This window comes from Azoarcus sp. TTM-91 (assembly GCF_012911025.1).
Taxonomy (GTDB): domain Bacteria; phylum Pseudomonadota; class Gammaproteobacteria; order Burkholderiales; family Rhodocyclaceae; genus Azoarcus.
This window is the reverse complement of record NZ_WUEI01000092.1, coordinates 1-17,504: the sequence shown is the minus strand read 5'-3', so window position 1 is coordinate 17,504 and position 17,504 is coordinate 1. Positions and strand designations below refer to the sequence as shown.

Here is a 17,504-nt window from a genome sequence, read left to right as displayed (position 1 = left end):
CCGGCCAGCGCGCCGCAGCTCTTCGCGGTGGCCGCGGTGCTGGTGGCCTTCCTCTCCGCCTCGCAGGACGTGGTGGTGGACGCCTACCGCACCGACCTGCTGCCGGAAGAGGAGCGCGGCCTGGGCGCTTCGGTGCATGTGTTTGCCTACCGGCTGGCGATGATCGTGTCCGGCGGCGTGGCCCTGATCTGGGCCGGGCAGTGGCAGTCCTGGCCGCGGGTGTACATGGTGATGGCGGCCATCATGGCCGGCTGCGGGCTGGTGTCGCTGCTGGCGCTGCCACGCGTGGCCGCCAGCCTGCGGGCGCTGGATAGCGACCCGAAGAAGGAGCTGGCGGGCTTCGCCGCCATGCTGGCCGGCGTCGCGGTGGGTTACTGGCTGGCGCGCTCGGCGCTGATGCTGGCCGGGCTGGACCCGAACGACGCCAACAAGTGGATACAGCTGCTGTTCGTGCTGGCGGAAATCGCCGTCGCCTTGCCGCTGGGCTGGTGGGCTGCGCACAAGATCGGCTTCGAAACGCTCAACCGCTCGCTCTCCAGCTACTTCGCCCAGCGCGGCGCCGCCGCCTTCCTCGCACTGATCATCCTGTACAAGCTGGGCGACGCCTTCGCCGGCAGCCTCACCACGCCTTTCCTGCTGAAAGGCATGCACTTCTCCCAGGAAGAGGTAGGCATCGCCAACAAGCTGATCGGCATCTGGCTGACCATACTCGGCGCCTTCATCGGCGGGCTGATCATGACGCGGCTGGCGCTGTACCGCTCGCTGCTGCTGTTCGGCGTGCTGCAGTTGCTGTCCAACTTCGGCTTCTATGTGCTGGCCGAACTCGGCCGCGGCGCATGGGGCTCGGTGCTGCTGCCAGCCTTCGACTGGGGCCTTATCTCCCTGCATGAGGACACCCGGCTTGACCTCCTGCTGCTGTCGGTGATCGCCGGCGAGAACATCACCGGCGGCATGGGCACGGTGGCCTTCGTCGCGCTGCTGATGGCGCTGTGCAACCAGCGCTTCAGCGCCACCCACTACGCGCTACTGTCGGCTTTTGCCGCGGTCGGCCGCATCTATGTCAGCCCCCTGTCCGGCGTGCTGTCGGAGAGCATAGGCTGGCCCGCCTTCTTCCTCTTCTCCATCGTCGTCGCCGTGCCCGGCGTGCTCATGGTCTGGCTGCTGCGCGACGCGCTGAACCGCCTCGGCCGCCCCGCACCGGCGGGCGCAATGGACGATTGACCCGCCCACACCGCAATCGAGCAACCATGACCGCAACCGCCCTGATCACCGCTGCCCGGCAGCTCTCCACCACAGTGGATGCCATGCGCTTCGGCCCGCCGGTGAGCCATGTCTACAACCCGCTGGACTACGCCTGGAACATCCACGAGGCCTACCTGCGCCGCTACGGCGAAGGCCGCAAGCGCGCCATCTTCCTCGGCATGAATCCCGGCCCCTTCGGCATGGCGCAGATCGGCGTGCCCTTCGGCGAGATCGCCAGCGCCCGCGACTGGCTGGGCCTGGAAGGCCCCGTCGGCCAACCGGCGATCACCAACCCCAAGCGGCCGGTGGAAGGCTTCGCCTGCAAGCGCTCCGAGGTGAGCGGGCAGCGCCTGTGGGGCTTGTTCCGCGCCCGCTTCGGCACGCCGGAGGCCTTCTTCGCCGACCATTTCGTAGTCAATTACTGCCCGCTGGCCTTCTTCGAGGAAGGCCGCAACCTCACGCCGGACAAGCTGCCCGGCGCCGAAGCCCGCCCGCTGCTGGCCGCCTGCGATGCGCACCTGCGCGCGGTGGTCGAGGCGCTGCAGCCGGAATGGCTGATCGGCATCGGCAACTGGGCGGAGAAACGCGCGGCCGAGGCGGTGGGCGACATGGACGTGAAATTCGGCCGGGTACTGCACCCCAGCCCGGCCAGCCCCGCCGCCAACCGCGGCTGGGCCGAAGCCGCCACCCGCCAACTGACCGACCTGGGAATCTGGAAATGAAGCGTCGCCGCAAAGCGCCTGCCGCTGACAGGCCAGAACCACTTATTCACAATGACGAAACGCCGCAATCGACCCCTGCCCAACAGGAATCCCCTATGAGCCAAGACATTCAGCAACTGTTCAACAACAACAAGGCCTGGTCGGAGCGCATCCACGCGGAAGATCCTGAGTTCTTCTCCCGCCTCGCCGCCCAGCAGTCGCCCGAGTACCTGTGGATAGGCTGTTCCGACAGCCGCGTTCCCGCCAACCAGATCATCGGCCTCGCGCCGGGCGAGGTCTTCGTCCATCGCAATGTCGCCAACGTGGTGGTGCATACCGACCTCAACGCACTGTCGGTCATCCAGTACGCGGTGGATGTGCTGCGGGTGAAACACATTCTGGTCGTCGGCCACTACGGCTGCGGCGGCGTCAAGGCCGCGCTCAACAACAACCGGCTGGGCCTGATCGACAACTGGCTGCGCCATGTGCAGGACGTGCGCGACCGCCACGAAGGCGCGCTTGCCGCCATCGAGGATCCCAACGCCCGGGTGGACCGCCTGTGCGAATTCAACGCCATGCAGCAGGTGGTGAACATCTGCCACTCCTCGGTGCTGCGCGAAGCCTGGGAGCGCGGCCAGGGCGTGGCCGTGCATGCCTGGTGCTACGGCCTCAAGGACGGCCTGGTGCGCGAACTCGGCGTCGCCGCCCGCAGCCGCGAGGAAGCGCTGGACCAGTACCGCGACGCGGTGGAAGCGCTGGCCCGCGGCTAAGCCGCCGGCGAGCCGCAGGAGCAGGCGGATGAGCCTCCGCATCGGCATCGATCTCGGCGGCACCAAGATCGAGATCGTCGCCCTCGCCGCCGACGGCGGTGAGCGCCTGCGCCGCCGCATCCCCACACCCCAGGGAAACTACGCCGCCACGCTGGCGGCAGTCGCCGAACTGGTGCGGCAGGCAGAGACGGAGCTGGAGGCCACCGCGCGCATCGGCGTCGGCACGCCGGGCTCGCTGTCACCCTGGACCGGCCTGATCCGCAACGCCAACTCCACCTGCCTCAATGGCCAGCCGCTGAAGCAGGACCTGGAAACCCTGCTCGCACGTGAGATCCGCATCGCCAACGACGCCGACTGCTTCGCCGCCTCCGAGGCGTTCGATGGCGCGGGCGCCGGCGCGCAGTCGGTGTTCGGAGTGATCCTCGGCACCGGCGTCGGCGGCGGCATCAACGGCCAGCTGCTGCGGGGTGCGAATGCGGTCGCCGGCGAGTGGGGGCACATTCCGCTGCCGCTACCCGACGCGGCCGATCTTCCGCTCCCGCCCTGCTACTGCGGACGCGCCGGCTGCCTGGAAACCTATCTGTCCGGCCCCGGCCTGGCGGCAGACCACGCCCGCCGCCACGGTATCCAGCTGGACGCGGAAACCATCGCCGGCGCCGCCGCCACCGGCGATGCCGCCTGCGAAGCCACTTTGCAACGCTACGAAGAGCGCCTGGCGCGCAGCCTGGCCATGGTCATCAATCTGCTGGACCCGGAAGTGATCGTGCTGGGCGGCGGGCTGTCTCGGCTCTCCCGCCTCTACCTCAGCGTGCCCCAGCGCTGGGCGCGGCATGTGTTCTCCGACGGCATCCGCACCGTGCTGCGGCCGGCCCTGCATGGCGATGCCTCCGGCGTTCGCGGGGCCGCGGCGCTGTGGCCGGCGGCCTGATGCCACTGCCCATTCCGGGCATACACCCCAGCGCCTAATCCTTTCGCGTGAAGAGCGGCAATGATGCATCGCACCAATCAGGTGCCCTGCATGGCGATTACTTGCGGACCAATATTTGCTGGGCCTTTCACCCGTCTTATACGAAAGACTGATAGTCCAATACAAAAATTCATTGATGCGGCTGTTGCGACGCACCATGAATCGGACTATTCTTTGAACCGTCTCCTCCACCCTCCTCCTTTGGTGTGGATTTAGCCCGGGTCCGCAAGGCACCCGGGCTTTTTTCTTTGGTGCGCCGCTCTTTGGCGCCCCCGCCGCCTCAGACCTCCAGCGGATCCACGTCCACCTGCCAGCGCAGATCGCGCGGCGCGCGTTGCCGGTACAGCGCATCCATCCAGGCCAGCAGGAAAACCTGCAGGGGGCCGCGCTGGTCCGCCTCCACCAGCAGCTGTGCCCGCTCGCGGCGCGCCAGGCGGGTGAGACGCATCGGCACCGGATCGAACAGCCGCACCGCGTCGCCGGCGCATTCCTCGCCCACGGCTTTCGCCTCCTTGAGGAAGGTCACCGCGTCTTGCAGCAGGGGCGCGTCCGCCCTCAGCATCGCTTGATGGGTGTAGGGCGGAAAGCCGGCCTGGCGGCGTTCTTCAAGCGCCATGCGGGCAAAGGCATCGAAATCCTGGCGGGCGAGGTGCTGGTACAGCGGGTAGGCAGGGTACTCGGTCTGGATCAGCACTTCGCCGGGCAGCGTGCCGCGACCGGCGCGGCCACCGACCTGCATCAGCTGCTGGAACAGGCGCTCCGGCGCGCGGAAGTCGGCCGCATGCAGCGAGGAATCGGCGCCGATGACGCCGACCAGCGTCAGCCGGGGGAAATCGTGCCCCTTGGCCATCATCTGGGTGCCGACCAGGATGTCCGCGCCGCCATCGGCGATGGTGGCGAGCAGCGCCTCCCACTGGCTGCGGGTGCGGGCGGCGTCGCGGTCCACCCGCAGCACCCTGGCTTCGGGGAAGAGCTCGGCCAGGCGGGCTTCCACCCGCTGGGTGCCACGGCCGAAGGGCTGGATGTCCTGGTTGCCGCAGCTGGGGCAGGCCGCCGGCACCGGACCGTCGCAGCCGCAGTGATGGCAGCGTAGGCGGCGGTCGGCGAGGTGGACCACCAGGTTGGCGGAACAGTTGGGGCAGGTGCTGATCCAGCCGCAGGAGGGGCAGGACAGCACCGGCGCGTAACCACGACGATTGAGGAAGACCAGGCTCTGCTCGCCGCGCGCCAGCCTTTCCTCCAACGCCTTGTGCAGCGCCGGGCTCAGTCCCTCGTCCAGGCGCAACCGGCTGGTGTCTATGCAGCGCACCTTGGGCAAGGAGGACGCCACCGCCCGGCGGCTGAGGTTCAGCGTGGCATAGCGCCCGTTGCGGGCGTGCAGCCAGCTCTCCAGCGAAGGCGTGGCCGAGCCCAGCACCACCGGCACCCTGCGCTGGCGCGCCCGCCACACCGCGACGTCGCGGGCGGAATAGCGCACCCCCTCCTGCTGCTTGTAGGAGGCGTCGTGCTCCTCGTCCACCAGGATCAGCCCCAGCCGGGGCAGCGGCGCGAATACCGACAGCCGGGTGCCGAGCACGATGTCCGCCTGGCCGGTAAGGGCTTGCACGAAGCCGCGCGAGCGCGCGCCTTCGGCCAACCCGGAGTGCAAAGCAACCACGTTGGCGGCCGGGAAGCGGCTGGCGACACGGCTTTCCAGCTGAGGCGTGAGGGCGATCTCCGGCACCAGCATCAACACCTGCCCGCCAGCGGCCAGCGTGCGTTCGGCCAAGCGCAGATAGACCTCGGTCTTGCCGCTGCCGGTCACGCCGTGCAGCAGCCAGCAGCGGAAGCCGGCCTCCGCCGCGTCGAAGGCGGCCACCGTGGCGGCCTGATCTTCGGTGAGCGTAGGCAAACCGACTGCAAGGTGGCGGGGCTGGCTTTGGGCGGAGACGGCCAGCCAGCCACGCTTGAGCGCATCGCCCACCGCCGCGCCGGCGGGCAGCGCACGGATCACGCTGCGCCGCGCCGGCAGACCAAGGGCGGCGGCCTCGCTCAGCAATGCCAGGGCACGGCTTTCGCGGCGGGCCTCGGCCAGCGCAGCCCGGCCGGCGGCGGTCACGTCCAGCGGCGGATCCACTTCCTCGCCGCTGACGCCGTCCGCGCGGCGCAAGCCTGGCGGCAGCGCCAGCGCGACCACCTCGCCGAGGCGGGCGTGGTAGTAGCGGGCGACGAAGCCGACCAGTTCCAGCCAGTCCGCCGGCAGCGGCGGCACATCGCGCTGGATGTGGTGCACCGGCTTCAGCTTGGCGGTGGCGACCTCGGCATCGCCGGGCAGCGCGACGATCACACCACTCTTGTCGCCCCGGCCGAAGGGTACGCGCACGCAGCGGCCCACATCGCCCTCATGGGCATCATCCGCCATGTAATCAAAGAGTTGCGGGAGCGGAACCGGCAGAGCGACGCGGATGATGGGCATGGCAGGGTTGGAGGTTTACGCTTATTTTTATATTTATCAATCGGTTACTTCATTTTCGTGAGATTAAGCTGCACGAAAGACCGGTAAGCATTTGCCGGAACAACCGGCTCCAGGATTGTCCACAAAAGCTGTGGATAACTTTGTGGGAAAGCTGGGTGAATCGCCGCCAACCCGGTGTGGCATAAGCGTTTCTGTCACTTTGCCTTAACATTGCGCAAAGTTTTTTTCTTTTAAAATCATTGATTTATAAAAACAACTGCATAATGCACCTGCTTCGTGCCTCGGGGCCGACAAGAACGCCTGGATGTGTATAAGTCAAGCCCGATCGGTATTATTTTTTTGCTTGACAGGGGCGGCGAGGCCGCCCCTTTTTTCGGGATGCGCTCAGGCGCCCTGACGGATCAGCCGACTGTGCTGATGCACTGTGTCCACCAGCACTTCCACATGGTCCGGCGGGGTGAACTGGGAGATGCCATGGCCGAGGTTGAAGACATGGCCGGCGTGCGGGCCGTAGGAATCCAGCACGCGCCGGGCTTCGTCGGCGACGACGTCCGGCGGCGCGAACAGGATGTTGGGGTCCAGGTTGCCCTGCAGGGCAACGCGGTCGCCCACCAGCTGGCGGGCGCGGCCGATGTCCATGGTCCAGTCCAGGCCGACGGCGTCGTAGCCGATGGCGGCGATGCTCTCCAGCCACAGGCCGCCGCCCTTGGTGAACACAATGCTCGGCACACGGCGGCCTTCGCGCTCGCGGATCAGGCCGGCGCTCACCCGCTCCAGGTAGCGCAGCGAGAATTCGCGGTAGGCGGCCTCGGACAGCACGCCCCCCCAGGAGTCGAACACCATGACGGCCTGGGCACCGGCTTCGATCTGGGCGTTGAGGTAGGCGACCACCGCGTCGGCGGTGACGCCGAGGATGTGGTGCATCAGGTCCGGCCGGCTGTAGGCCAGCGTCTTGACCTTGCGGTAGTCGTCGGACGAGCCGCCTTCCACCATGTAGCAGGCCAGCGTCCACGGGCTGCCGGAGAAGCCGATCAGCGGCACGCTGCCGTCGAGGGCGCTGCGGATTTCGGCGACGGCGTCCATCACGTACTGCAGCTCGGCATGCGGATCCGGCACCGCGAGGTTGCGGATCTCCCACTCGTCGCGCAGCGGGCGCTCGAAGCGCGGGCCTTCGCCTTCGGCAAAGTACAGGCCCAGACCCATGGCGTCGGGCACGGTGAGGATGTCGGAGAACAGGATGGCGGCATCCAGGTCGTAGCGCGCCAGCGGTTGCAGGGTGACTTCGCAGGCCATCGCCGGGCTCTTGCACAGCTGCAGGAAGCTGCCGGCGCGCTTGCGGGTTTCGCAGTACTCCGGCAGGTAGCGGCCGGCCTGGCGCATCAGCCAGACGGGGGTGTAGTCGGTGGGCTGGCGCAGCAGGGCGCGCAGGAAGGTGTCGTTCTGAAGGCGGCTCACATCGATTCCTTTTAGGCCGTACCGGAAAAGGGGGATTATCGCCTGCCCCGGCCGCCCGGGCGAGGACAAGCGCGACGCGGCGGCGCGGCGGCCAGTGCCGCGCCGACTCAGCGCCGCCAGAAGGTCGGCGTCATCACCACCAGCAGGGTGAAGATCTCCAGCCGGCCGAGGATCATGGTGAAGGACAGCAGCCAGGTCTGGAAAGCGGTCATGGACTGGTAATTGAAGGCCGGGCCGACCGCGTCCAGGCCGGGGCCGGTGTTGTTGAGGCAGGCGACCACCGCCGAGAAGGCGGTGATGAGCTCCAGCCCGGTGGCGGACAGGATGAGCGTCAGGGTGACGATGCTGACCATGTACATGAAGCTGAAGCCGAGCACCGCGTGCAGCACGCTCTCCGACACCGCCTGCCGGCCCAGCCGCACCGGCCGCACCGCGTTCGGATGGAGGGAGCGCACGATCTCGCGCAGCACCTGCTTGTACAGGATGATGGCGCGCATCATCTTGATGCCGCCGCCGGCGGAGCCGGAGCAGGCGATGAAGCTGCCGAGGAAGAGGATCCACAGCTGGGCGAACATCGGCCACTGGGTGTAGTCGTAGGTCGCCAGGCCGAGCGAGGTGGAGATGGAAACCACGTGGAAGGCGACGTAGCGCAGCGTGGTGGCGAGGTCGGCGTGGGCGCCGTAGTTGTACAGGTAGAGCGTGAGCAAGGCGATGCTGAAGGCGAGCACGCCGAAGAAGAAGGGAATCTCCGGGTCGTACAGGTAGGGCTTCAGGCTGCGGCGCGACAGCGCCATATAGTGGGTGGCGAAGTTCAGCGCCGAAGCGAGGGCGAAGACGATGGCCACCATCTCCACATTGAAGTTGTGGAAGTAGCCGAGGGACTCGTCCTTGTTGGAGAAACCGCCCAGGCCGGTGATGGAGAAGGCATGGATCACCGCGTCCCACGGCGACAGCCCGGCGAACCACAGGCTGAGGCCACAGCCCAGGGTGAGCAGGCTGTAGGTGAGCCACAGCCCTTTGGCCGTTTCGGTGATGCGCGGGGTAAGGCTGGTTTCCTTCATCGGCGTCGGCACCTCCGCCTTGAACAGCTGGCGACCACCGATGCCCAGCAGCGGCAGGATGGCCACCACCAGCACCAGCACGCCCATGCCGCCTATCCAGTGCATGAAGGTGCGCCACAGATTGATGGAGGTGGGCAACGCATCCAGCCCGGTGAGCACGGTGGCGCCGGTGGCGGTGAGGCCGGAGGTGGCCTCGAAATAGGCTTCGGTGAAGCTCAGCCCCGGCAGGTAGGCGAGCAGCGGCAGCGCGCCGAACACCGGCAGCACCACCCAGGCGGCGGCCACCAGCAGGAAGCCGTCGTGCACCCGCAGGTCGCGCCGCGGGCTGCGGGTGAAGGACCACAGCAGCAGGCCGCTGACGAAGGTGCCGAGAATGGCCTGGTCGTAGGCCAGCGCGGCGCCATCGTCCAACCAGGCGGACACCGCCAGCGGGAACAGCATCAGCAGGCCGAAGATCATGACGATCATGCCCAGGGCGTTGAGCGCGGGCGCGTAGGGGCGCAGGGGCGAATACGGCATCGGGCGTGGCGTCAGAGGAAGGTGAAGCCGACCTGGAACAGCTTCTCCACCTTGCGTACCAGCTGCTTGTGGGTACAAAAGATGATGACGTGGTCGCCCTGCTCGACCAGGGTGTCGTGGTGCGGAATGATGACCGCGCGGCGTATCACCTTGCCGTCGCCGCGCTTCTCGTCGCGGACCAGGGCGCCGATGCTGGCGCCCTTGGGCAGCGGGATCTCCTCGATGCGGCGGCCGACCACCTTGGAATCCCGCGGATTACCGTGGGCGATGATCTCCAGCGCCTCGGCCGCGCCGCGGCGCAGGCTGTGCACCGCCACCACGTCACCGCGGCGCACATGGGCGAGCAGCGAGCCGATGGAGGTATGGGCCGGCGAGATGGCGATGTCGATCGGCCCACCTTGCACCAGGTCCACGTAGCTCTTGCGGTTGATCAGCGCCAGCGTGCGGCGCGCGCCCATGCGCTTGGCCAGCGACGCGGACATGATGTTGTCTTCGTCGTCGTTGGTCAGCGCAACGAAGAGGTCCATCTCGTCGATGCCCTCGTTCTCCAGCAGCTTCTCGTCGGTGGTGTCACCGCGCAGCACCAGCGTCTTCGGCAGCTGGGAGGCGAGCGACTCGGCGCGGCGGGCGTCCACCTCCAGGATCTTGACGATGTAGTCCTGCTCGATGGAGCGGGCGAGGCGGTAGCCGATGTTGCCGCCGCCGGCGATCAACACCCGGCGCATCGGCCGGTCGGTGCGGCGCAGCTCGCGCATCACCTGGCGGATGTGCACCGTGGCGGCGAGACAGAACACCTCGTCGCCCGGCACGATCACCGTGTCGCCCTCCGGCAGTATGGGCTCGCCGTTGCGGTAGATGGCGGCGATGCGCACCTCCACGTTGGGCAGGTGGAAGCGCAGCGCCTTCAGCGGATGCCCCACCAGCGGCCCGCCCTCGAAGGCGCGCACGCCGATCAGGCTCACCACGCCGTCGGCGAAGTCCAGCACCTGCAGCGCCTCCGGGAAGGCGATGAGGCGCTTGATGTAGTCGGTGACGATCTGCTCCGGGCAGATGGAGAAATCGACGGCGAAGTTGTCGTCGTCCAGCAGCTCCGGGTGATCCACATAGTCGGTGGAGCGCAGCCGGGCGATGCGCGTGGGCAGATTGAACAGCGTGCGGGCGATGCGGCAGGCGCACAGGTTGGTCTGGTCGGACTGGGTCACCGCGATCAGCAGATCGGCATCGTCGGCGCCCGCCTCGCGCAGCACAGAGGGCGAGGCCGCGTTGCCGAACACGGTGCGCACCTCCAGCCGTTCCCGCAGGTTCGCAAGCTGGTCCGGATTGGTGTCCACCAGGGTGATGTCGTTCTCTTCCGACACCAGGTTTTCGGCCACCGAGGCGCCGACCTGCCCGGCACCGAGGATGATGATTTTCACCGGGCGATGCCCCAGACGCATTCAGGAAGGCGGATTCTACGCGTGCGCCCTGCGCCGCGGAACACGGCCGCGATCCGCCCCGCGCCGCCATCGCCGGCTTTAGCGCAGCGGCATCACGCAGCCCCAGCGATCTGCCATAGAATGCTTCGTCATGCCCGCTGCGCGCGACGGCGGCCTTTCCCTCCCAGGCGACAAAAGTGGCTGAGCAAACCCAATTCGAACTGACGACTCCGCTGGGCAGCAACGTGCTGCTTTTCCACGCCCTGGAGGCGACCGAAGCCCTGTCGCGCGTCAGCGAATACGAGCTCGAATGCCTCAGCGACAAGAGCGATATCAACCTCGACGCCCTGCTCGGCAAACCCGTCAGCCTGCGGGTACTGCAGCCGGACGGCGGCAAGCGCTACTTCACCGGCCATGTCGCCCGCTTCGCCCACATCGGCACCCGCGGCCGCTACCAGGCTTACCGCGCCAGTCTGCGCAGCTGGCCGTGGTTCCTCAGCCGCACCGCCGATTGCCGCATCTTCCAGTCGATGACGGTGCCGGAGATCGTCAAACAGGTCTTCGCAGATCACAGCATCGCCGTCTTCCGCGACACCCTCAGCGGCCAGTACCGCAAGCGCGACTACTGCGTGCAGTACCGCGAGAGCGACTTCGACTTCATCAGCCGGCTGCTGGAAGAAGAAGGCATCTACTATTTCTTCGAGCATGCCGAGAACCGCTGCACCCTGGTGCTGGCCGATGCATACTCCGCCCACGCCTCCAGCGGCGAGCTGGAGTTCGTCGAGAACCGTCAGGGCGGCGAGGAAACCGGCCATGTCGCCAGCTGGCGCTTCGAACGCCAGGTGATGCCGGGCAAGTCCACCCTGATCGATTACGACTTCACCAAACCCTCGGTGAAGCTGGAGGGCTCGGCGCTGGTCTCCGCCGATCATGAGCAGGGCAAGCACGAAGTCTTCGACTACCCCGGCGGCTTCGAACAGGTGGCCGACGGCCGCCACTACAGCCAGGTGCGCATCGACGAGCAGCACGCCCAGCACGAGCTCGCCCGCGGCAGCACCAATGACCGCAAGCTCGCCGTCGGCAAGCTGTTCAAGCTCAAGGGCCACGCCCGCCGCGACCAGAATCGCGAGTACCTCGTCACCGCCGCCCGCTTGCGCGCCGTCGTCGAGGGCCACGAGAGCACCGAGAACGGCGGCAGCCTGTTCGACTGCGAATTCACCGCCCTCAACGCCAAGCAGGACTTCCGCCCCGCCCGCCTCACCCCGCGCCCGGTGGTGCAGGGCCCGCAGACCGCGATGGTGGTCGGCCCCGCCGGCGACGAGATCCACACCGACAAGTACGGCCGGGTGAAGGTGCAGTTCCACTGGGACCGCTACGGCAAGAAGGACGAACACAGCTCCTGCTGGGTGCGTGTCTCCCACCCCTGGGCGGGCAAGAACTGGGGCTTCGTCGCCATTCCCCGCATCGGCCAGGAGGTGATCGTCGAATTCCTCGAGGGCGATCCCGACCGCCCCATCATCACCGGCCGGGTCTACAACGCCGAGCAGATGCCGCCCTACGAACTGCCGGCCAACATGACCCAGACCGGCATCAAGACGCGGTCCACCAAGGGCGGCGGCACCGAGAACTTCAACGAGATCCGCTTCGAGGACAAGAAGGGCTCGGAACAGCTCTTCATCCATGCGGAGAAGAACCAGGACATCGAGGTCGAGAACGACGAGACGCACTGGGTGGGGCATGACCGCAGCAAGAATGTGGATCACAACGAAACCGTAGCCGTCGGCAACGATCGCAAGGAGTCGGTCGGCAACAACGAAACCATCAGTATTGGTAATGACCGCAGCGAATCCGTGGGCGCCAACGAAACAATCTCGGTTGGCGCCAACCGCAGTGAAAGCGTAGGTAAGAACGAGTCGGTTTCCATCGCCGCGGATCGCGACATGACGGTGGGAGCCAATGAGGTCTACGACATCGGCAAGGACCACACCGTCACCATCGGCGCCAATCAGCAGCTGGATGTCGGCAAGGCGCGCAACACCAGTATCGGCACCAATGACAGCCTGCAGATCGGCAAGGTCCTGCTGATCGAGGCCGGCGACGAGATCACCCTCAAGACCGGCAGCGCCAGCATCACGATGAAGAAAGACGGCACCATCAGCATCAAGGGCAAGGACATCACCATCAGCGGCAGCGGCAAGATCGGCATAAAAGCCTCCGGCGACGTGGTGGTGAAAGGCTCCAAGATCGCGCAGAACTGAGTGCTGCCATGCTCCAGGTCGTCAACCCTACGCCGCTACCAGCCGTGCTTTCGGTCTTTGCGGCCCCCGATGGCACCGAAAGCGCTTTCCTGGCGGTCAAGGCCAGCTTCGACCTGTCATCGGGTGTGCCCAGGCTGGCCAAGCGCCAGGCGAACTTCCTCGCCACCGACGTCTATTGGGGCGATCCTGGGCAAACCAGCCTGCGCGCCGCTGCCGACATCACCCTCTGCAAGCCGGCGACCGACATCCTGTTACTCGGCCGGGCGGTTTCGCCCACCGGCCCGGTACGCAGCATGGACGTGGACATCCAGGTCGGGCCGCTGCAGCGACGCTTGCGGGTGTTCGGCAACCGCCACTGGATGCGTACCGAACAAGGTTGGGCGATCTCGTCGCCCGAAGGCTTCGAGCGCATGCCCTTGCGCTGGGAGCTGGCTTTCGGTGGCCGCGCCCCAGCGGGAGCCGACGCGGCCACCGAGTATGACCGCCGCAATCCAGTCGGGCGTGGCTTTGTCAGCAGCAGCGAAGACGACATCGCCGGCAGGCCGCTGCCCAACATCGAGGATCCGGCTGCGCTGATCGCGGTGCCGGCCGACCGCCCCCTCCCTGCCTGCTGCGCGCCGGTCGCGCCCGGCTGGATGCCGCGTCTGACCTGGGCTGGCACCTACGACGATGCCTGGCAGGCGCAGCGCGCACCCTACCTGCCACTGGACTTCGATCCGCGCTTCTTCAACGTCGCCCCGCCCGGCCTGGTCACAGCGGAACACCTGGTCGGCGGCGAGGCGGTGTCCATTGTCGGCTGCAGCGCCGGTGCGCCGCTGCAATTCACGCTGCCCCAGCTGGTCATCGAGCTGCAGTGGGATTTTGACGGCCGCCGGATTCCCGCTCAGGCGCGGCTCGACACCGTCTTGATTGAACCCGACCAGAGCCGCCTGCAAATGGTGTGGCGCAGCCAACTTGCAGTGGACAAGAAGCTGACCCGCTTGCGCCAGGTCACCGTTTCCGCACGACTCGACAAGGAGCAGGCCGATGACCCAGATCGGTGAAGCCGTGCTGATCGCAATGCTGACGAAGGACGAAAAAGACGGCAAATGCGAATTCCAGCCGGACCAGAAGCAGTGGAAGGCCAACCTCGACGGTGACGCCGCGAGGCTTGGCCGCAACATGGGCAACGAGCCCAAGAATGCGTCCAAGGAAGCCGACCTCTCCGCCTCGTGCTGGCCTTCCCAGGCCCACCACCTGATCCCGCACCTGACGCTCAAGAACCATAACGTCGCATCCTGGCTCAAGAAAGGCGACGTGCTTTACGGCGACACCCACTACGACGTCGATCACCGCAACAACGGCAAGTGGATGCCGTACGCGTCCAGCCTCGCCGAGTGGCGCGTCAATGCCAGTTCACCAGCGCAGGTCGCCCATAACCGCTCCTTGATGTTCAAGGTCATGCAGCTTGCCCAGATCCAGATGCATCAGGGCAGGCACAGCGGTTCGGATAATTACGGCGTCGGCGAATGCCCCTACAAGGAATGCGTCAAGAAATACCTCGACAAGATCGAAAACCACGCCATCTCTCACTACACCAAGAAGCCGGCCTGCACGGACTGTGAGGGCAAGCAGGAAGCCGGCAAGCTGCCGCCGCGCAACAACATGGTGCGCTACGTCGATAAGGCCTCGGATCTGCTCGAGCAGGACATCAACTGCTGCCGCATCTTTGTGTCGAAGATCGCTGCGGACTTCAAGCAGGCCGGCGGCTTCGGGGTTTAACATCAATCAGGGCAAACATATGAATTACTTCAGAATGAGTCGCCTCATTGACCCAAACGGCGCCGGCCTCTATAAGGCCAGCCATGTCATGACCGAACTCAAGACTGGCCGCCGTTTCGACGTCGGCTTTGTCCCCCCGCTGGTTGTCCGGCTCGACCCCGAGTTGCCGGACGGCAAACTGCCCACCTTCTTCGAGTCGCCGGCCTGGATTGGTACCCGCGGCTTCCACGCCACCCTGCTCGCCGCCGGCGTCGCCAACGTCGAGGCCAGCCCGGTCGAGATGCGCGACGAAGCGAACAAGCGCGTCATCGACGACTACCTGCTCCTCAATATCGTCGGCCGCGTCGCCTGCGTGGACATGGCAAGGTCCGAAACCCGCTCGCTCGGCGACGGCATGACCATCATCGACCGGCTGGTCATCGACCCCGCCCGCATACCGGATCTCGACCTCTTCGTCGCCGATGAAGACACCGACTGCATGATCGTCAGCGAACGCCTGCAGCGCCTCATTGCCGGCGCCGGCTACAGCGACATCCGCTTCGAGGCGCTGGACTGAAGCCAGACCGCCCACCATGACGATCGCGATCCTCAGCGCCGGCTGCATCACCCCGATCGGACTCGGCCTGGCTGAGACTGCCGCTGCGGCACGGGCGCGCGTCGCCCGCCTGCGCGAAATCGCCATGTGCGACCGCCGCGGCGAGGCCTTCGTTGCCGGCAGCGTGCCCGACGACGGCCTGCCGCCGCTGGCCCCGGCGCTGGCCGAAGCCGCCATGCAGCCGCGCGCGACCCGCATGCTGCGGCTCGCCCACGCCGCGCTGGCCGAGGCGCTGGCCGCCCTCCCCGACGATGCCGCCCCGGTGCCTCTGCTGCTCGGCCTGCCGGAACACCACGCGCTGCAGCCCATCGCCCCCACCGACTTCCTGCGCCACCTGGCGCTGCAGAGCGGCGCGCCACTGGACCTCGCCCGCAGCGTGGCGGTCGGCCGCGGCCGTGCCGCCGGACTGATGGCGCTGCGGCAAGCGGCAGTGCGACTGGCCGCCGGCGAATCCGACCATGTGCTGGTGGGCGGCGTGGACAGCCTGCTCGATCTCTTCGTACTCGACACCCTCGACCTCGAAGGCCGCATCCGCAACCAAGGCAACAACGATGCCTTCTCGCCGGGCGAAGGCGCGGCTTTCCTGCTGCTGGGCCACCCCGACCGGCGCGGCGGACTGCAGCCGCTGGCCACCATCGCCGGGGCAGCCAGCGGCTTCGAGCCCGGCCACCTGTATGCCGATGCGCCCTATCTCGGCGAAGGCCTGGCCGCGGCCATCGGCACCCTGTTCGCCGAGGCGCCGCCGCCAGCGCCCGTCGCCTGCACCTACGCCTCCTTCAACGGCGAGCGCTACTGGGCGCGCGAATTCAGCGTCGCCCGCATCCGTAACGCCGCCCACTTCGCCGACACCATGCAGATGGAGCATCCGGCCGAATGCTGCGGCGATCTCGGTGCGGCACATGGCCCGCTGCTCGCCGCGCTCGCCGCCCACGGCCTGGCCGGCGGCTATCGACCGGCCCCCTGCCTGATCTATGCTTCATCCGACCACGGCGAACGCGCCGCGGCCCTGCTGACCACCGCCGGCTGAGCCCACCGGAGCCCGCCATGCCCTGCACCGTCCACAACATCACGGGATTCGCACACAAGACCAGCAACGGCTTGAGCATGGTGTTTCCCGATGTCTGCAACACGCCCTCGCCCGGCGGCCCCATCCCCATTCCCTATCCCAACATCGGTAAATCGTCGGACACCACTGCCGGCACCAGCACAGTCAAGGCCGACGGCAGCATGGTGATGGTGAAGGGCGCCAAATACATGATGAGCGCGGGCGACGAGCCAGGCAGCGCGGGCGGCGTGGTTTCCGGCACGTTCAAGCAGGAATGCGAGTTCCTGATGTACTCCTTCGACGTCATGCTGGACGGCAAGAACGTCTGCCGCATGGGCGACCCCCTGTGGCACAACAAGAAGAACATCTGCGGGTGAGGCCATGACCCAGCTCGGCGAGCCGGTGGCGATCGGCCTCATCAAGGAACTTGAAGACGGAGAGTGCCCCTTCCACGAAGAGGAGCACAGCTGCGACGACGTGCGCAATGCGCTGTCAGCGCGCTACCCGCCCTGGTGCTCGGCCGCATGGAGCACCCGCAGTTCTACACCTCCAGTTGGTGCGATCCTGCGCGCAAGAAAAACGCCGCGGTCAAGAAGCCCAAGGCCAAGCCGCGTGCGCGCTGAGCCGCACCCACGGGACAAGGAATGCCATGCTCTACGCCCTTGAACTCCACGAACTGGTCGACGAGAACCACGAACCCCACGCCCACTACCAGCTCGACCCGATAGACGAGACCCTGCTCGAATGGCCCTGGCTGCATGGCGAAGGTTTCAACGACACGCCGCCACAACCGCTGGCACGGCGTTTCGCCCTCTGTGACGAGGATGCCGGCGGCTTGCCCGACTACCAGGCCAGCCCGATCCCGCTGGTCCGCGCCCGCCCGCGCCAGGTGCCGGAGGCCAGCGGCGTCGCCGACGTCGAGTACTACGCCACCACCATAGACGGCGCGGACGCCTTCGATGACTTCCCGGTGTACTTCGCGGTGAATGTCGTCGGCAAGGTCAGCGCCGATACCGAAGGCTCGGTGATGACACCCACCCTCGGTACCACGCTGATGGCTGCCAGCATCGACCGCCCGGCCCTGCCCGCTGCGGCAGCCCGCGGCCAGAAGCTGTCCCGCCTCGCCCAGCATGTGGCCACCGTGTTCGTGGATGACGGCGTGTGCCGTGCCTGCGCAGCCGCCGACGAGTGGGCCTACTGAGCCCTGTCTCTTATACACATCTGACGCTGCGCTGCCGACGAATTAGACGGTGTAGATTG

General features: G+C 67.0%; 15 protein-coding genes. 11 read left to right on the top strand and 4 right to left on the bottom strand.

Features of this window, described 5'->3' with window-relative positions; translation table 11 throughout:
- From GRF61_RS18845 to GRF61_RS18830, 4 genes are all read left to right on the top strand, one after another.
- The coding region (locus GRF61_RS18845; protein WP_169152165.1) for an MFS transporter at positions 1-1,221 on the top strand (1,221 nt) is incomplete at its 5' end.
- A 26-nt stretch (positions 1,222-1,247) separates the two neighbouring features.
- Complete coding sequence (locus tag GRF61_RS18840; protein WP_169152164.1) at positions 1,248-1,964, top strand: uracil-DNA glycosylase family protein; 717 nt, start codon at positions 1,248-1,250, stop codon at positions 1,962-1,964.
- Between the two features lie 95 nt (positions 1,965-2,059).
- A complete protein-coding gene (gene can / locus GRF61_RS18835; RefSeq protein ID WP_169152163.1) occupies positions 2,060-2,713 on the top strand; it encodes a carbonate dehydratase in 654 nt (217 codons plus the stop codon).
- 28 nt (positions 2,714-2,741) lie between these two features.
- The gene (locus GRF61_RS18830) at positions 2,742-3,641 is read left to right on the top strand and encodes an ROK family protein (protein WP_169152162.1); all 900 of its coding nucleotides are present in this window, start codon (positions 2,742-2,744) and stop codon (positions 3,639-3,641) included.
- Positions 3,642-3,960: 319 nt separating this feature from the next.
- Here GRF61_RS18830 and GRF61_RS18825 read toward each other — a convergent pair whose 3' ends face one another.
- The 4 genes from GRF61_RS18825 to trkA all read right to left on the bottom strand — a co-directional run bounded on the left by GRF61_RS18825 (position 3,961) and on the right by trkA (position 10,585).
- Positions 3,961-6,135, bottom strand: a complete 2,175-nt coding sequence (locus tag GRF61_RS18825; protein ID WP_169152161.1) for a primosomal protein N' — start codon at positions 6,133-6,135, stop codon at positions 3,961-3,963.
- Between the two features lie 384 nt (positions 6,136-6,519).
- Positions 6,520-7,590 (bottom strand): uroporphyrinogen decarboxylase, encoded by a 1,071-nt coding sequence (gene hemE, locus GRF61_RS18820; protein WP_169152160.1) that lies wholly within the window; start codon positions 7,588-7,590, stop codon positions 6,520-6,522.
- A gap of 107 nt (positions 7,591-7,697) precedes the next feature.
- Positions 7,698-9,155: a potassium transporter TrkG gene (locus tag GRF61_RS18815; protein WP_169152166.1), complete on the bottom strand. Its 1,458-nt coding sequence runs from the start codon at positions 9,153-9,155 to the stop codon at positions 7,698-7,700.
- Between the two features lie 26 nt (positions 9,156-9,181).
- Positions 9,182-10,585, bottom strand: a complete 1,404-nt coding sequence (gene trkA, locus GRF61_RS18810) for a Trk system potassium transporter TrkA (protein WP_169152159.1) — start codon at positions 10,583-10,585, stop codon at positions 9,182-9,184.
- Between the two features lie 197 nt (positions 10,586-10,782).
- Here trkA and tssI point away from each other — a divergent pair, with 197 nt between their 5' ends.
- From tssI to GRF61_RS18775, 7 genes are all read left to right on the top strand, one after another.
- Positions 10,783-12,843 (top strand): type VI secretion system tip protein TssI/VgrG, encoded by a 2,061-nt coding sequence (gene tssI / locus GRF61_RS18805; protein WP_169152158.1) that lies wholly within the window; start codon positions 10,783-10,785, stop codon positions 12,841-12,843.
- Positions 12,844-12,851: 8 nt separating this feature from the next.
- On the top strand, positions 12,852-13,886 hold the full coding sequence (locus GRF61_RS18800) for a DUF2169 domain-containing protein (RefSeq protein ID WP_169152157.1): 1,035 nt from the start codon (positions 12,852-12,854) through the stop codon (positions 13,884-13,886).
- A complete protein-coding gene (locus GRF61_RS18795; protein WP_169152156.1) occupies positions 13,870-14,604 on the top strand; it encodes an AHH domain-containing protein in 735 nt (244 codons plus the stop codon). Before GRF61_RS18800 ends, GRF61_RS18795 begins: the two co-directional genes overlap by 17 nt.
- 88 nt (positions 14,605-14,692) lie before the next feature.
- Complete coding sequence (locus GRF61_RS18790; protein WP_169152155.1) at positions 14,693-15,160, top strand: DUF1629 domain-containing protein; 468 nt, start codon at positions 14,693-14,695, stop codon at positions 15,158-15,160.
- Between the two features lie 16 nt (positions 15,161-15,176).
- Entirely contained in the window at positions 15,177-16,226 is a 1,050-nt protein-coding gene (locus tag GRF61_RS18785; RefSeq protein WP_169152154.1) for a hypothetical protein, read from the top strand.
- 17 nt (positions 16,227-16,243) lie between these two features.
- Entirely contained in the window at positions 16,244-16,621 is a 378-nt protein-coding gene (locus GRF61_RS18780; protein WP_169152153.1) for a DUF4150 domain-containing protein, read from the top strand.
- A 272-nt stretch (positions 16,622-16,893) separates the two neighbouring features.
- A complete protein-coding gene (locus tag GRF61_RS18775) occupies positions 16,894-17,445 on the top strand; it encodes a hypothetical protein (RefSeq protein WP_169152152.1) in 552 nt (183 codons plus the stop codon).
- Positions 17,446-17,504: the final 59 nt, after the last annotated feature.

Coding starts and splice junctions, on each gene's coding strand:
- GRF61_RS18775 (WP_169152152.1), top strand. CDS start 16,894: ATGCTCTACGCCCTTGAACTCCACGAACTGGTCGACGAGAACCACGAA.
- GRF61_RS18830 (WP_169152162.1), top strand. CDS start 2,742: ATGAGCCTCCGCATCGGCATCGATCTCGGCGGCACCAAGATCGAGATC.
- GRF61_RS18825 (WP_169152161.1), bottom strand. CDS start 6,135: ATGCCCATCATCCGCGTCGCTCTGCCGGTTCCGCTCCCGCAACTCTTT.
- GRF61_RS18800 (WP_169152157.1), top strand. CDS start 12,852: ATGCTCCAGGTCGTCAACCCTACGCCGCTACCAGCCGTGCTTTCGGTC.
- GRF61_RS18785 (WP_169152154.1), top strand. CDS start 15,177: ATGACGATCGCGATCCTCAGCGCCGGCTGCATCACCCCGATCGGACTC.
- GRF61_RS18780 (WP_169152153.1), top strand. CDS start 16,244: ATGCCCTGCACCGTCCACAACATCACGGGATTCGCACACAAGACCAGC.
- GRF61_RS18790 (WP_169152155.1), top strand. CDS start 14,693: ATGACCGAACTCAAGACTGGCCGCCGTTTCGACGTCGGCTTTGTCCCC.
- can (WP_169152163.1), top strand. CDS start 2,060: ATGAGCCAAGACATTCAGCAACTGTTCAACAACAACAAGGCCTGGTCG.
- GRF61_RS18795 (WP_169152156.1), top strand. CDS start 13,870: ATGACCCAGATCGGTGAAGCCGTGCTGATCGCAATGCTGACGAAGGAC.
- GRF61_RS18840 (WP_169152164.1), top strand. CDS start 1,248: ATGACCGCAACCGCCCTGATCACCGCTGCCCGGCAGCTCTCCACCACA.